The sequence below is a fragment of the Nocardiopsis sp. NPDC058631 genome (assembly GCF_042716955.1).
GTDB lineage: Bacteria > Actinomycetota > Actinomycetes > Streptosporangiales > Streptosporangiaceae > Nocardiopsis.
On record NZ_JBHXQY010000015.1, the window covers coordinates 1 to 15,610 of the forward strand.

The 15,610-nt window shown below is 71.0% G+C and carries 8 protein-coding genes and 2 pseudogenes; 8 read left to right on the plus strand and 2 right to left on the minus strand.

Features of this window, described 5'->3' with window-relative positions:
- Positions 1-145: 145 nt before the first annotated feature.
- The 4 genes and pseudogenes from ACFWTE_RS07720 to ACFWTE_RS07735 all read left to right on the plus strand — a co-directional run.
- Positions 146-1,516 (plus strand): annotated as a pseudogene (locus ACFWTE_RS07720) (ATP-binding cassette domain-containing protein); the annotation flags it as partial.
- Positions 1,513-2,787, plus strand: coding sequence for a multiple monosaccharide ABC transporter permease (gene mmsB / locus ACFWTE_RS07725; protein WP_378778526.1), 1,275 nt, complete (start codon positions 1,513-1,515; stop codon positions 2,785-2,787). The pseudogene ACFWTE_RS07720 and the gene mmsB, both read left to right, overlap by 4 nt.
- Positions 2,788-3,400: 613 nt before the next feature.
- A pseudogene (locus ACFWTE_RS07730) lies at positions 3,401-4,201 on the plus strand (DUF222 domain-containing protein); the annotation flags it as partial.
- A gap of 103 nt (positions 4,202-4,304) precedes the next feature.
- The gene (locus ACFWTE_RS07735; protein ID WP_378778589.1) at positions 4,305-4,538 is read left to right on the plus strand and encodes an HNH endonuclease signature motif containing protein; all 234 of its coding nucleotides are present in this window, start codon (positions 4,305-4,307) and stop codon (positions 4,536-4,538) included.
- Positions 4,539-4,772: 234 nt separating this feature from the next.
- Here ACFWTE_RS07735 and ACFWTE_RS07740 read toward each other — a convergent pair whose 3' ends face one another.
- Both ACFWTE_RS07740 and ACFWTE_RS07745 read right to left on the minus strand, forming a co-directional pair.
- Positions 4,773-6,419, minus strand: coding sequence for a substrate-binding domain-containing protein (locus ACFWTE_RS07740; protein ID WP_378778527.1), 1,647 nt, complete (start codon positions 6,417-6,419; stop codon positions 4,773-4,775).
- Entirely contained in the window at positions 6,416-7,597 is a 1,182-nt protein-coding gene (locus ACFWTE_RS07745) for a hypothetical protein (RefSeq protein WP_378778528.1), read from the minus strand. The genes ACFWTE_RS07740 and ACFWTE_RS07745 overlap by 4 nt, the downstream gene beginning before the upstream one ends.
- A gap of 161 nt (positions 7,598-7,758) precedes the next feature.
- On the opposite strand from ACFWTE_RS07745, the gene dnaG reads away from it, so the two are divergent.
- From dnaG to ACFWTE_RS07765, 4 genes are all read left to right on the plus strand, one after another.
- Positions 7,759-9,645, plus strand: a complete 1,887-nt coding sequence (gene dnaG, locus ACFWTE_RS07750) for a DNA primase (RefSeq protein ID WP_378778529.1) — start codon at positions 7,759-7,761, stop codon at positions 9,643-9,645.
- Between the two features lie 104 nt (positions 9,646-9,749).
- A complete protein-coding gene (gene rpoD / locus ACFWTE_RS07755) occupies positions 9,750-10,835 on the plus strand; it encodes an RNA polymerase sigma factor RpoD (protein WP_378778530.1) in 1,086 nt (361 codons plus the stop codon).
- Between the two features lie 179 nt (positions 10,836-11,014).
- Positions 11,015-12,346 (plus strand): glycoside hydrolase family 18 protein, encoded by a 1,332-nt coding sequence (locus ACFWTE_RS07760; RefSeq protein WP_378778531.1) that lies wholly within the window; start codon positions 11,015-11,017, stop codon positions 12,344-12,346.
- A gap of 167 nt (positions 12,347-12,513) precedes the next feature.
- Positions 12,514-15,525, plus strand: coding sequence for an FAD-binding and (Fe-S)-binding domain-containing protein (locus ACFWTE_RS07765; protein WP_378778532.1), 3,012 nt, complete (start codon positions 12,514-12,516; stop codon positions 15,523-15,525).
- Positions 15,526-15,610 lie beyond the last annotated feature (85 nt).

Genomic DNA, 15,610 nt, shown 5'->3' on the forward strand with positions numbered 1-15,610 from the left:
TTTTTTTTTTTTTTTTTTTGTTTTTTGTGTTTGTTTTTTTGTTTTTTTTTTTTTTTGTGTTTTTTTTTTTTTTGTTGGTTTTTTTTTTTTTTTTTTATGTGACTGGGGGGGGGTTTCTCAGGCGGGCTATAGCCTCGTCGCCGCCTCCCCCTGCGCCTTCGCGGGGGTCGCCGACAGCGAGCGCGCCGGGATCGCCATCATCCACCAGGAACTGGCGCTCGTCCCGCAGCTGTCGATCGGCGAGAACATCTTCCTCGGGCACGAGAGGGCCCGCCGCGGGATCGTCGACTGGGGGGCCACCCACGCGGAGGCGCGCGCGCTCCTGCGGCGCGTCGGCCTGGACGAGGCACCCACCACGCCGGTGTCGGCCCTCAGCGTCGGCGCGCAGCAGCTCGTGGAGATCGCCAAGGCGCTCGCCAAGGAGGTACGGCTGCTCATCCTGGACGAACCCACCTCCGCCCTGACCGAGGTGGAGAGCGACCGGCTCCTGGACCTGCTCCTCGGACTCCGGGACGAGGGGGTGACCTGCATCCTCATCTCGCACAAGCTCGGCGAGGTCGTCCGGGTCAGCGACGAGATCACCATCCTGCGGGACGGCCGCGCCGTCGAGACCCTGGCCGTGGAGCGGCACGACGACGGAACACCCTCCGTCGACGAGGACCGCATCATCCGGGGGATGGTCGGACGCGACCTGGACCAGCGCTACCCGGAGCGGTTCGGTGAGATCGGCGAGACGCGCTTCGAGGTCCGCGACTGGACGGTGGCGCACCCGACCCAGCCCGGGCGGCTCATGGTCGACGGTGTCGACCTCACCGTGCGGCGCGGGGAGGTCGTCGGCCTGGCCGGGCTCATGGGAGCGGGACGCACCGAGTTCGCCATGAACCTGTTCGGCCGCTCCTACGGGCGCCGGGTGCGGGGGAGCCTGTTCAAGGACGGAGAGGAGCTGAACACCGGTACCGTCGCGGACGTGATCCGCGGCGGTGTCGCCTACGTCCCCGAGGACCGCAAGACCCTCGGCCTCATCCTGGACGACGACATCCGCCACAACACCACCATGGCGGCCCTGGACCGCGTGGCCACCCGCGGGGTCCTCGACCCCGGGCTGGAGGCGGTGGAGGCCGCGCGCATGAGCGACCGGATGCGCGTCCGCAGCCACGGCACCACCCAGACCGTGCGCACCCTCAGCGGCGGCAACCAGCAGAAGGTCGTGCTCGGCAAGTGGCTGTTCACACGCCCCGAGCTGCTCATCCTCGACGAGCCCACCCGGGGCATCGACGTCGGGGCCAAGTACGAGATCTACCTGATCGTGCGCAGGCTCGCCGCCGAGGGAGCGTGCGTGCTGTTCATCTCCTCCGAGCTCCCCGAGCTCCTCGGCATGTGCGACCGGATCCTCACCCTGTGCGAGGGCCGGATCACGGGCGAGGTGCCGCGTGAGGAGGCCGACCAGGAGACCCTCATGAGACTCATGACACGGACCGGCGAACAGGACCGGGCCGATACGAGGAGACCACGATGATCGTCCGCCTGTTGACACTCGTCGCGTCCCTGGCGCGCGCGAACGCGCGGCAGTACGGCATGGCCATCGCCCTGGTGGCGATCATCGTGCTGTTCCAGATCCTCACCGGGGGACTGCTGCTGACGCCGCTCAACGTCACCAACCTGATCATGCAGAACTCCTACATCCTGATCCTCGCGATCGGGATGATGCTGGTGATCGTCACCGGGCACATCGACCTCTCGGTCGGCTCGGTGGTGGCGTTCACGGGGGCGGTCTCGGCCATCATGCTCACGTCGTGGGGGCTGCCCACGTCCGTGGTCGTCCCCCTGGCGCTGCTCCTGGGCGCCCTCATCGGCGCCTGGCAGGGGTTCTGGGTCGCGTACGTGCGCGTACCCGCGTTCATCGTCACCCTCGCCGGGATGCTCGTCTTCCGCGGCGCCACCCTGGCCGTGCTCGGCGGCGAGTCCGTCGCCCCGCTGCCCACCTCCCTGCGGAACATGGCCAGCGGGTTCCTGCCGGACGGCGAGATCCTGGGCCTGCACCTGCCGACGCTGCTGCTGGGCGCGGCGGGGGCCGCGGCCGTCGTGTGGATCCAGTGGCGTTCGCGGGCGCGCGACCGCAGGCACGAACTGCCCACGCCGCCGGCGGCGGTCACGGTGCTGGTCTCGGTGGTGACCGTCGCGGTCATCATGGTGTTCGCCTACGTGCTGGCCCAGTACAACGGGCTTCCCCTCGTGGGCCTGCTGCTGGTCGCGCTCATCGCGGGCTACTCCTTCGTCATGCGCTCCACGACCGCGGGGCGGCGCGTGTACGCCGTCGGCGGCAGCGAGCAGGCCGCGGCGCTGTCGGGGATCAGGACGCGCCGCACCACGTTCTGGGTGTTCGTCAACATGGGCGTGCTCTCCGCGCTGGCCGGGCTCGTGTTCACGGGGCGGCTCAACGCGGCCACCCCGGGGGCGGGGACCATGTTCGAGCTGGACGCGATCGCCGCGGCCTTCATCGGCGGCGCATCCGCCACCGGGGGCGTGGGCACCGTGGTCGGGGCCGTCGTCGGAGCCCTGGTCATGGGCGTGCTCAACAACGGCATGTCGCTGATCGGACTGGGTGTGGACTGGCAGCAGCTCATCAAGGGGCTGGTGCTGCTGCTCGCGGTGGCCTTCGACATCTACAACAAGCGCCGTGTCTCGGTGGGACGCACGCTCGACGTCCGCCCACCGTCGCGCACGAGCCCGGCGACTCCTGCCGGCACCCGGCCCCCGTCCGAACCGGACGCTTCGAACACCACCTGACCCACCGATCCGGGCTGCCCCGACCGGTGAACCGGGGAGAGCAACGGCCGTGCCGCCCACTGGAACTCAAGCCCCGGGCGGCGCGGCCGTTGTTGGGGGAACCGCGGTGGTGTCAGTTCGTGGAGCAAAGCCCCCGCCGTCAAGCAGGATCTTGTGGAACACCTCTTGCGGTGGGTGGAACCCCAGACAAGCCTGCGGACGGGTGTCCTTTCCTCAGGTTGCGCTGCACGGCGTGACCGTTGTTTCGTGGTGGATTCGGGCGACAGAAGCATCGGCGAAGGCGGAGGGTACTCCCGGTTTATGGTCATTCTTCGGGGTGGTGTGTGGAGCGGGTTCCTTTGTGGAAATAAAAGGTTAGTTTCATGTCGCCACGGGGGTATGGTGAATGGTATTCCGGGGTGGATGTCATGGATTTATGGAAACTCTTTACGCCGCCCCCTTCCCTGTCCCTGGGGGGACGAACACGCCCGTCGCCGACCTGGTCCGGGTGCGCGCCCTCATCGACGACTACCTGGACCGCGAGGTCCCCCTGGGTGTGGACGAGCACGCCGCGCAGGTGGTCACCGACCTGTGGGCGGAAACCGACCGGATCCGCTACCGGGCCCTGGTGCACATGGCCGGGCTGTACCAGCGCCAGGAACTGGCTCGCTACACCGGCCACACCACCCTGGAAAAATGGATCACCCACCATTGGGGAGTGGCGCCCGACCACGCCGGGGGCATGGCCGCCATGGCCACCCGCATCCAGGAAGGGGAGATGGCCGACACCGGAAAGGAATACGAGAGCCGAACCCTGTCGCTGGGGGAGGCGACCGCGGTCGTCAAGGCCGTCGACACGGCGGTGCGCACCCGTGACACCGGCCATTTCCCCGACGGGGCCGATTATCGGTCGATGATGGAATGCGGTGTCCTGGCCGCGAAAAAGGAGCGCCCCCGCATGTCGGTGCGCCAGATCGGTTACCTGGCGCGCAAGATCGCGTTCACGCTGGACCCGCACCGGGCCGAACGCGACCACGACGCCGCCCACGCCGCGCGGGGACTGTCCCTGGCCGACACGTTCCAGGGCAGCTACCAGCTTCAGGCCTGGGGATCGGGTGCGGACGCCCTGATGGTCCGCACCGCGATGGAGGCCTTCTCCACCCCGCCCGGTGAGGGCGATGAGCGCACACGGTCCCAGCGTGAGCACGACGCGCTGATCGCGGCGCTGCGGTTCACCGTCGAGCACCAGGGGTGCGCGCAGGGGCCGGGGCCGGTGGCGTTGATCCGGCTGATCGTGCCCGTGCGGACCGTGGTGGACGCCCAGGGGCAGGAGGAGCCCGCCACCGATGACCGGGGGCGGGTGATCGCGGCCGGCGCGGTCCGCGAACTCATCGGTGGTTCGGTGCTGGAGCGCATCCTGACCTCCCCGGTCGGCGGCCGGGTGTTGGACGTGGGGGAGTCGCGCCGGGTGGCGACCGCACGCCAGCGTGCAGCGGCTTTCCACGGCCACGGCGGGTGTGCCTGGGAGGGCGGGTGTGATGCGGGGTTGGGATCTGTGCCAGGTCGACCACGTCACGTCGTTCTCCCGGGGCGGGTTGACGGTGGTCGGCAACCTCCAGCCGTTGTGCGGTCCGCACAACCGGGCCAAGTACCAGCGCGAACTCCGCGAGGAACACCGCCGTGGGATCCTCATGCGGGGGCAGGGCCGGACCCGGGATCGGGTGGGACCTCGGGGGTTGGTGCCCACACCCCGCCCGCCCCGCGAGGACTGACCGTGTTCGGCGCGGGGGTGTCTGGGCGCCCTCCCGCGGGGGGCGGAGGCGGGGCTATAGCGACCTGTCAGGGTCGGGCGGGCCAGGCCCACCACCCGAGCCGGACCTCTCGCCACGGGCATGCCCGTGCCCGTCCCGCGCACCGGGCCCCGCGCCGCCTTCGGTGCCGCTTTCCTGTCGCAGGTCCGCCACCGGACCGGGTTCACGCTGTGCGGCGCGACCCCGGGGACCGTGTCACTGGTAGCCGCGGATCTCCCGGAAGATCTGTTCGAGCTCCTCCTCGCGGGCGTCGAACACGCGACCGCCCGTCACCTCGGCGACGTTCGACATCTCCGAGGCGTCCGACTCCCCGAAGAGCACCGTGAAGACCGGCGTGGTCGCCACCTCGCGCGGCAGCCCCTCCAGCGACTGCTCGAACTCCTCCAGGTCCCACCCCAGGTTCACCTCGCCGTCGGTCATCAGCACCACCGACGTCAGGTAACGATCGTCGGAGCCACCCGCGGCGGCTTCCGCGGAACCGTCCTCCAACAGCGCGTACGCCTCCCGCAACGCGTCGTAGGTCGCCGTCTCGCCGTCGGCCTCCAGCGAACGCACCTCCGTGAGGAGGTCCTCCGCTGCCGCGTCCGACGACCCCGGGCCCATCACGAACGTGCGCGGCTCACCGGGCTCGGTGGCGAACGGCAGCAGCGTCACCACCTCCCGCTCCTGGAAGGCCTGCGTCCGCCGGGCGAGGGAGCCCCCGTCAGCCCCCGTCAGCGACTCCAGCGCCGACCGCAGCTGGTCGATGCGCTCACCCTGCATCGAACCCGACACGTCCAGCACGTACACCGTGCGCGCCGGGCGGCGCAGGACGCCGACGTAGTCGGCCACCAGATCGTCCACCACCCGCTGGTGGGCGGGGAAGGGAAGCTCCACCAGAGGCGGCACGTCCGCCCGCAGCAGGGCCTCCTGGCCGACCGGGCGGCGCCACGTGTCGTCGGCGATCCGCTGCTGGGTCTCGCCCGACAACAGGTCCTCGACCAGGCGCTCGTACGCTGACACCGTGTCCTCGGAGGCGTCCGGGAGCAGGGTCAGCGGGTAGTCGGCCGTCACCGCGCCGTCCGCGGGGTGTACCAGCGCGAGTGGTTCCTCCAGGACGCCGGAGGCGTTCAGCGACAGCAGCACCGACTCGTAGTTGATCAGGCCGTCCACCGGACGCCCCTCACGAGCGCGCCGCTCGAAAGCCTCCGACAGCCACCCGGACGAACCGGCGGTGACCTCCTGGCCCTCGAAGAACGCCTCCAGTTCCGGGCGGACCCGCTCCACGTCGTCGCTCTCCAGGGCGGTACCCGTGTCGGCCAGCGCCGAGGCCACCCCGATCAGCGCCGAGAAGCCCGAGTTGGAGGCCCCGGGGTTGGTCATTCCGTAGGTCAGGCCCTCCTCCTCGACCGCCCGGCTCACGTCCGCCCAGGTCACCTCGGCTCCCCCGGTCCACCCCAGGTCGTCCGCGCGCGACTCGGTCACGCCCAGCACCACGGGGGAGACCATGACGGGGGTCTCGGTGCGCACGGCGGACCGGCCGCCCTCGTGCAGGTGCAGGTAGCGGTTGGAGCCGAACCAGACGGCGTCGTACTCGTCGGTGTCGCCCCCGGCGACCCGGGCCAGGCCGTCCAAGGTGCCGGTGTAGTCCAGCTCCACCGTCACACCTGTCCGCTCGGATACCTCCTCCAGCAGCGGTTCCAGGTCGGCGATCTCGCTGCCCGCCAGGACCCTCAGGGTGACCGCGGACCCACCGAGGCCGGTGGCCGAGCACGCCCCGGCAGCCAGGACCAGCGCGAGGGCCGCGGCCGGTGCGCCGAGACCGGTCCCGCGCCCCACCCCGCGCGTGGTCGCTCGCCTCATCCCGCGTCGCCCCCCGTCGATCCGCCGCCCCTGAGGCTCGCGTCCCCGCCCTCCGCGGGCGGACGCATGCCACTGCTGGTGTAGGCGTCCTCGATGCTGGTCAGCAGTGTCTCCAGGGCCTCGTAGGTGGGTGGGTGGACCACGTCGGTGATCTGGGTGCGTACCGGAAGACCGTGCTCGTCCACCAGGTCCTGGAAGTACTGGGTGTCCTCGGTGCGGAACCCGTGAGCGGCGGCCAGTGCCTGGAGTTCCGCGTCCTCGGTGAGCAGGCGGCCGACCTCGTCGCCCGCGTCCGTGAGGGGGACGACGGCGTGTTCGGCGTAGACGGTCGGCCCCGGATAGAGCACCATCACGTCGTCGGCCAGCGCGGGACCGTCCACCATGGCGTGGACGTACTGCGACTCGTACACCCACACCAGCGGGGTGTGACCCGCGCCCAGATCGCGGAACTGCTCGAAGGGCTGCTGGGAGGACTCCGGCGGCTGGCCCTGGGAGAGGAAGAGCCGGGAGAGCGTGTCGACGATCTCCCCGTCCACCGCACCGGGCGGTACGGCCACCTCGTCGTTGAGGAGGTAGGAGAGCACCGCCACGTGCATGGCCGCGGAGTTGGAGGTGCGCGGGTCGGTGGTCCGGATCAGCACCTCGTTGCGGTTGCTGGAGCTCACCGAATCACCGGGCAGGTCCCGCCAGCGGGTCCGCTCCCCGGTCAGCTCCAGGTAGGCCGTCATGTCGAAGGCCCACGTGTCGTCCTCGGCCAGCCGGGTCACACCGGCCTCCTCCAGGGCGCGCACCATGGGCTCGTAGGCGAGGAGGACCATCGGCGTGCTGAACGGCTGGTACTCCGTCGAGACGTCGTTGAGCTCCCTGACACGCTCGGCCAGGTGCCTGGAACCGGGGGAGACGAAGTCCGCGTCGCCGGTCTGCTCGCTCATCAGGCGCGATCCGCTCGGCCGCACCCGGACGTCGTACCCGAACGCGGCGAACCGGTCCACGACGCGCTCGTCCTCGAAGAAGGCGACCTTCTCCGACCCGACGATCCCCTCGGTCAGCCGGCGATCACCGAGAACGCGGTCGACCAGGACGAAACCGATCATCAGGAGCAGGGCCACGATGACGGCGCCGGCAGCGACGACGAACCAGGTTCTGCGGCGGCCGGAAAGGTGGGGGAGACCTTGCACCGTGTCGATCCTCCTCGGGTGGACCGGTGGTGCCATCCACGGTTTCAGTTCATGCCAGCGCAGAAACGACGAGTTGATGTCGAGGGCATGGCTGGAGGGAGAACCAGTGGAGTCTGTGGGCGGCGGTCGGAACGTCCCGGGGGAGAACTACCCTGGGGACCGTGGCAGGCCGGATCAGAGACGAAGACATCGCGCTCGTACGCGAACGCGCGCCCATCGCGGACGTGATCGGCGAGTACCTCCAGCTCCGCAACGCGGGAGGCGGCTCGCTGAAGGGGCTGTGCCCCTTCCACGACGAGAAGTCCCCCTCCTTCAACGTCACCCCCTCCAAGAACCTCTGGTACTGCTTCGGATGCGGAGAGGGCGGGGACACGATCTCCTTCCTGCAGAAGATCGACAGCCTCAGCTTCGCCGAGGCCGTCGAGTCGCTCGCCCGGCAGGTCGGCGTCACGCTGCGCTATGAGGAGGGCGGTCGCAGCACCGCACGGCAGGACTCGGGCAAGCGGCAGCGCCTCCTGGAGGCGCACCGGGCCGCCGCCGAGTTCTTCGCCGAACAGCTCCTCACCGCCGGGGCCGTCACCGCCCGCCGCTTCCTGGACGAACGCGGTTTCAACCGCGTCCACGCCGAGCACTTCGGCCTGGGGTACGCCCCCGCCGGGTGGGAGAACCTCACCACACACCTGCGCCGCAAGGGTTTCACCGACCAGGAGCTGGTCGAGGGCGGCCTGGCCAGCCAGGGCAGGCGCGGCGCCTACGACCGCTTCCGCAACCGGCTGCTGTGGCCCATCCGCGAGGTCACCGGGGAGGTCGTCGGCTTCGGCGCGCGCAAGCTCGACCCGGCTGAGGACGGACCCAAGTACCTCAACTCGCCGGAGAGCCCCATCTTCCACAAGGGGCGACTCCTGTACGGTCTCGACCTGGCCAAACGCGACATCTCCCAGAAGAGCCAGGCGGTGATCGTCGAGGGCTACACCGACGTCATGGCCTGCCACCTGGCCGGGGTGACCACCGCGGTGGCCACCTGCGGTACCTCCTTCGGCGAGGACCACCTCAAGATCCTGCGCCGGATGCTCCTGGGCCGCTCCAACCAGGGGGGCCGGGTGGTGTTCACGTTCGACGGCGACGCGGCGGGCCAGAAGGCCGCCGTGCGCGCCTTCGCCGAGGAGCACGGCTTCGCCTCCGAGACCTTCGTGGCGGTCCAACCCGACGGACTCGACCCCTGCGACCTGCGCCTCCAGCACGGGGACCAGGCGGTCGCGGACCTGGTCGACAACCCCGCGCCCCTGTACGAGTTCATGATCCGCAAGGTCATCGAGGACTACGACCTGTCCGCGCCCGAGGGCCGCATCGCCGCCCTGGACGCCGCAGCCCCGGTGGTCGCGAGCATCCGCAACGCGGGCGTGCGCAAGCTCTACGGCACCAACCTGGACCGCTGGCTCGGCATCCTGGACGAGTCCTTCGTGCTGCGCCGGGTCAACCAGCACATCCGCCGGGGCAACGCGCAGGAGGGGCGGTCCGCCGGCTCGGCCGCGCGCCCGGTGCCCACCCCGGACGCGCAGGACGCCCCCTACAACCTGAACGACCAGTCCCTGCTCCGCGAGCGCCAGGCGCTCAAGATCGCGCTCCAGTACCCGTCCCTGGCCGTCGGGTTCGACAAGTTCACCGACGAGGACTTCACCGTCCCCCAGCACAAGGCGGTGCTGGAGCTCATCGTCGCCGCTGGAGGGGTGGCCGCCGCGCACGACCCCGCCGCGTGGGTGGGCGCCCTGCGCGAGGCCGCGCCCAACGAGACGCAACGTGATTTCCTCACGCGGCTGGCGGTCGAACAGGTGCAGTTCTATGGAGAACTCGACGAGCATTACGCGCGGCAAATGCTGAGCACAATCAGGACTCATTCCATCAACCGGCGCGAGTCAAACCTGAGATCCGAGCTGTCTCGCCTGGGGGCCAGCTCGCAGGTGGAGGAACAACAGCGGGTATTGACTGAGCTGATGAGCCTTCAACAGGAAAAACGTGCCTTCCAAGATGAGTTGGCGGACGGTATGTAGCACCGGGGTGACAATAATAGTTCTCCCTTCCCCGGGACCCGAAAGGGCACAATGGGAGGGTGTTTCCCACGGTTGTGACCAACGGAATGCCGTCCATTCGCGAAGTGGCCCGACTGCTCCCCGACGCGGGTGGGGGAACGGTCGGTCGGGGTGAGGTCGCGTCGGCGCTGGAGCGCCTGGACGCGCCGTCGGACTCCCTCGACCAGACGGTCTCCCACCTCGCCCGGATCGGGGTCGAGGTCGCCGACCCGGACGAGGGCGCCCAGGCCTCGGACGGGGCCAGGCGCTCCGGATCGGACCTGGTGCGCCTGTACCTGCGCGAGATCGGCCGGGTGCCGCTGCTGACGGCCGAGCAGGAGGTCGAGCTGGCCAGGGCCGTCGAGATCGGCCTGTACGCGCAGCGCCGCCCGTGTACCGACGGGGTGTGCTCACCCGACGAACTCGCGTTCCTCGTGGAGGAGGGCGGACGGGCCAAGAGGCGCCTGATCGAATCCAACCTCCGCCTGGTCGTGTCGATCGCCAAACGGTACATGGGGAGGGGCCTGCTCTTCCTCGACCTCATCCAGGAGGGCAACCTCGGCCTGATCCGCGCCGTCGAGAAGTTCGACTACGCCAAGGGCTTCAAGTTCTCCACCTACGCCACGTGGTGGATCAGGCAGGCCATCACGCGGGCGATAGCCGACCAGGCGCGCACGATCCGCATCCCCGTGCACATGGTCGAGACGATCAACAAACTCGTCCGGGTGCAGCACCAGCTGCACCAGCAACTCGGCCGAGAACCGAGCACGGCGGAGGTCTCCTCCGCCGCCGGATTCGTCGGGGACCGGGTCCTGGAGATCCAGCGGATCGCCCGGGAGCCCGTTTCGCTCCAGGCGCCGATCGGTGAGGAGGAGTCCGACTTCGGGGACTTCATCGAGGACTCCGACGCGGTCGTCCCCGTCGAGGCGGCGGCCTTCACCCTCCTCCAGGAGCAGTTGCACGCCATCCTCGGCGACCTGTCCGAACGGGAGCGGCGCATCATCCGACTGCGCTTCGGGATGGCCGACGGGCACCCGCGCACCCTGGAGGAGGTCGGCCGCGAGTTCGGGGTGACCCGCGAACGCATCCGCCAGATCGAGGCCAAGACCCTGGCCAAACTCCGGCACCCCTCACGCGCCGGCACCCTCCGGGACTTCCTCAAGAGCGACTGAAAGCCGCGCGCGAGGGGCCCTCCACAAGCGGAGCCCTCCGCGCCCGGGGGCCTCGGCCTCGGAGCCGAACACCAACGCGCGGGCCGCCCCCAGGGTTCCCACCGCCTCAGGAACGGCCTGATGTGGCCGATGTGCACGCAACCCCCGCGTTCACGGCCCCCGGCCCCTACCGTCGAGGAGTGAACGCCACCCCGAAGCCGCCGAGCACCCGGTCCCTGCCCGGGCGGCGTCCCCTGCTCCTCGCCCTGGGTGCCGTCGTCACCACCGGGGCACTCATCACGGGGGTCCTCGTGGTCGCGACCGGAAGGAACCCCGAGCGCATCGGGTACTTCGCCGACTGGAACGTGGCCAACCGCGGCTACACCATCCAGGCGCTGGAGGACAGCGGCGCCGCCGACCACCTGACCCGGCTGATGTGGGCGTTCGGGGCGGTCAGCCCGGAGGGGCTCTGCCACGTCCCCGGCACCCACGACCAGCCGTGGGAGCTGTACCAGCGCAGGTACGACGGCGACGACAGCGTCAGCGGCGACTCCGACGAGTACGAGCAGGAGCTCGCCGGCAGCCTCAACCAGCTGCGCCTGCTCCAGGAACGGCACCCCGGGCTGGGGGCCAGCCTGTCCCTGGGCGGATGGAACTGGTCGACCTACTTCTCCGTGGCCGCGCGCACCGAGGAGTCCCGCGAGGCCTTCGTGTCGTCCTGCGTCGACCTGTGGCTGCGCGGCGACCTCCCGGTCCGCGACGGCGAGCCCCAGGGCGGGGACGGCGTGGCCGCCGGGATCTTCGACGGCATCGACCTGGACTGGGAGTGGCCGGGGGGAGGGGGCCACCCGGACAACATCGAGCACCCCGACGACGCCGCCAACTTCACCCTCCTGGTCGCAGAGTTCCGCCGCCAGTTCGACGAGCTGTCCGCCGAGACGGGGGAGGACTACGTCCTGTCGGTGTCGCTGTCCGGCGCGACCCCGGCCAGCGAGTCCTACGACGCCGCGATCTTCGGACAGGTGGACTTCGCGACCGTGCAGGGCTACGACTTCGCCGGGCAGTGGAGCGAGGAGACCGCCCACCACTCGAACCTGTTCGTGCCGGGGCCCCAGCCGGACGCCAACAGCGTCGACGCCGCGATCCGGCGCTACCTGGACCTGGGGGCGCCCGCGGACAAGCTGGTGATGGGGATACCCGCCTTCGGCCGGGGCTGGCAGGGGGTGGGCCCCGGTGAGGACGGAGGGCGCGGTGAGAGGGCCGACGGGCCCGCCGACGGCCACTACGACGGCCCGACCATGGCCTTCACCGACCTGGAGGAGCTGGAGGGCCGCCGCTACCTGGACGAGGAGGCGGGTGCCTACTGGGTCCACGCCGGCGACGAGTGGTGGACCTACGACAACCCCGACGTGGTCGCCCTCAAGGGCGAGTACGTGCTCGACCAGGGCCTGGGCGGGCTCATGGTGTGGAACCTGGACATGGACGCCGACGGCGCACTGGTGCGGGCCATGGACGAGTCCCTCGGGGGCTGAGGCCCCGTCCGCGCGCGGAACCCCCGCGCGGTGGAGGCCACCGGTGCGAACGCGGCCCGGGGACCCGAGCGAAGGCGCAGACCCGCCGGTGGAGCCCGCCGACCCACGGGCACGGACCCGCGCGGCACGGTTGCGGGGCCGGCACCGGCCGCGCCACCCTGGGCACCATGGCCGACCCGCACAGCAGCACCAGCGCCCGAACCGACGTGGCCCAGCTCCGCCGTGACCTGGAGAGCAGTATCCGGGGCACGGTCGCCTTCGACGCGGGCACACTCGCCCTCTACACCTCCGACGCCTCCAACTACCGGCGCGTCCCCCTCGCCGTGGTCGTCCCCGAGACCGTGGAGGACTGCGTGGCGGCCGTCGGCGCCTGCGCCGCGCACGGCGTCCCCGTCATCCCCAGGGGCGGCGGCACGTCCATCGCGGGCAACGCCATCGGCACCGGCGTCGTCATCGACACCTCCCGCCACCTGCGCGCCATCGAACACATCGATCCCGTCGCCCGCACCGCCACCGTGCAACCCGGCGTCATCCTCGACGACCTCCGCGCCGCCACCGCGGAGCACGGGCTGACCTTCGCCCCCGACCCCTCCACCCACAGCCGCTGCACCATCGGCGGCATGGTCGGCAACAACGCCTGCGGCTCCCACTCGGTCGCCTGGGGAACCACCGCGGACAACATCGTCTCCCTGGACCTCCTGCTCAGCGACGGCACCCGCCTCACCGTGGGCTCCTCCGACACCGCAGAGGAGTTCGACGCCCTCACCCGGCTGCCCGGGCGCGAGGGCGAGATCCACGCCGCGCTGGCCCACCTCGTCGACGCCCACCGGGCCGAACTGCGCACCGCCATGCCCGAGTTCCGGCGCCGCGTCTCGGGCTACGCCCTGGACCGCCTGCTCCCGGAGAAGGGCCGCAACGTCGCCGCCGCCCTCGTCGGCACCGAGGGCACCTGCGCGTTCGTCCTCGGCGCCACCGTCCGGCTCGTCGAGTCGCCGCCCGCCCGCGCCCTGGCGGTCCTCGGCTACCCGGACGCCGCGGCGGCCGCCGACGCGGTCCCCGACCTGCTCGGCCACGCCCCGCTCACCGTGGAGGGCATCAACGACCGCATGGTCGCGGCCCTGGACCTGCACGGTTCCGGCTCCCGGGTCCCCCTGCCCGAGGGCGGTGCCTGGCTCCTGGTCGAGATCGCCGGACAGGACCCCGCCGACGCCGCCGCGGCCGCCGGCCGCATGCTCGCCGAGCTGCCCGAGGCGTCCCGCCCACAGGACGCGGGCGTCGTCTCCGACCCCGCCCACCAGAGGGCGCTCTGGCGGATCCGGGAGGAGGGCGCCGGACTCACCCAGCGCACCCCCGCGGGGGCGGACGCCTGGTCGGGCTGGGAGGACGCGGCGGTCCCTCCCGAGAACCTGGGCGCCTACCTGCGCGACTTCGACGCCCTCATGGAGCGCCACGGCCGGTTCGGGGTGGTCTACGGCCACTTCGGCGACGGCTGCCTGCACGTGCGCATCGACTTCGAGCTCACCCACGAACGGGGCCGGGAGGAGTACCGGGCGTTCATGGAGGAGGCAGCCGACACGGTGGTCAGACACGGCGGGTCCCTGTCCGGCGAGCACGGCGACGGTCAGGCCCGCTCCGAACTCCTCACCCGCATGTACCCCGCGAGCCTGATCCGCGCCTTCGGTGAGTTCAAGCGCCTCTGGGATCCCGCAGGCCTCATGAACCCCGGCATCATCGTCGATCCGCTCCCACTCGACGCCGACATCCGGGTGGCTGCCGACCTCGCGCCGCCGGCCTCCCCGCAGCACTCCGGACGGACGGCTGCGGAGCGCCCCGTGACACAGTTGCCGCTGCTCTCACAGGTCGCCCTGGCCTACGGGGAGGACGGCGGCGACCCCGCCGGGGCGCTGCGCCGGTGCTCCGGGATCGGGAAGTGCCGCCGCCAGTCCGGCCCGGGAGTCATGTGCCCCAGCTACCAGGTCACCCAGGACGAGAAGCACTCCACCCGCGGCCGCGCCCACCTGTTGTTCGAGATGGCCAGGGGCGAGGTCGTCACGGACGGGTGGCGTTCGGAGGAGGTCCGCGAGAGCCTCGACCTGTGCCTGTCCTGCAAGGGCTGCCTGAGCGACTGCCCCGTCAACGTGGACATGGCGAGCTACAAGGCCGAGTTCCTGCACCAGCACTACCGCAACCGTGTGCGTCCGGCCGCCCACTACTCGATGGGCTGGCTGCCCCTCTGGGCCCGGATGGCGTCCCTGGCCCCGGCCGAGGCCAACCGCGCGGCACGGCTCCCAGGGGTCTCCCGGCTGGCGAAGCGGGTCGCCGGGGTGGCGGCGCAGCGCGACCTGCCGTCATTCGCCCGCACCACCTTCACCCGGGCCTTTCGCCGCCGGGCCGCGCGAGGAGAGGCGCGCAGCGGGGGGCCGAGGGTCGTGCTGTGGCCGGACACCTTCGGCAACCACCTGAACCCGAACGTGCCCGCCGCCGCGGTGCGGGTCCTGGAGGACGCCGGGTTCACCGTGGTCCTGCCCCGGGGCCAGGTGTGCTGCGGGCTGACCTGGGTGTCCACCGGCCAGCTCGACGTGGCCCGTGCGGTCATGCGCCGCGCGGTGCGTGCCCTGGCCCCGCTGGTGGAGGAGGGGCTGCCCGTGGTGGGCCTGGAACCCAGCTGCACCGCCGCGCTCCGCCACGACCTGCTGGAGCTGCTGCCCGGACCCGAGAGCGAGCGGGTGGCCGCGTCCGTGCACACGCTGGCGGGCTTCCTCCACGAGTACGCGCCCGACTGGCAGCCGCCGCGGGTGTCCGCCTCCGCCCTGGCCCAGGTGCACTGCCACCAGCACGCGGTGATCGGGTTCGACGCCGACCGCGCACTCATCGCCAGGGCCGGGATCGACGGGGAGGTCCTGGACTCGGGCTGCTGCGGGCTCGCCGGCGACTTCGGGTTCACCGAGGGCCACTACGAGGTCTCCAACGCCATCGGTGAGCGCGAACTGCTGCCCCGTGTGCGGGAGGCCTCACCGGACACCCTGGTGCTCGCGGACGGCTACAGCTGCCGTACCCAGATCGTCCAGGGGACGGGACGCAGGGCCCTGCACCTGGCCGAGGTCCTCGCCAGGGGGATCGACCGGCGCGCGACCGGCCGCGGCGCACAGGAGCCCGCCCCCGGAACCGGGCCCCGGTAGGGGAACGGCAGTGACTCCGACCCGGAGGACCTTGTACTGGTGGCGGGGTGGGGGGGCCCCAACCCCCCCCCCGTCCAGATAACCG

Excerpts from the sequence above, each read along its gene's own strand:
- ACFWTE_RS07735 (WP_378778589.1), top strand. The coding sequence starts at position 4,305 with ATGCGGGGTTGGGATCTGTGCCAGGTCGACCACGTCACGTCGTTCTCC.
- ACFWTE_RS07765 (WP_378778532.1), top strand. The coding sequence starts at position 12,514 with ATGGCCGACCCGCACAGCAGCACCAGCGCCCGAACCGACGTGGCCCAG.
- ACFWTE_RS07740 (WP_378778527.1), bottom strand. The coding sequence starts at position 6,419 with ATGAGGCGAGCGACCACGCGCGGGGTGGGGCGCGGGACCGGTCTCGGC.
- mmsB (WP_378778526.1), top strand. The coding sequence starts at position 1,513 with ATGATCGTCCGCCTGTTGACACTCGTCGCGTCCCTGGCGCGCGCGAAC.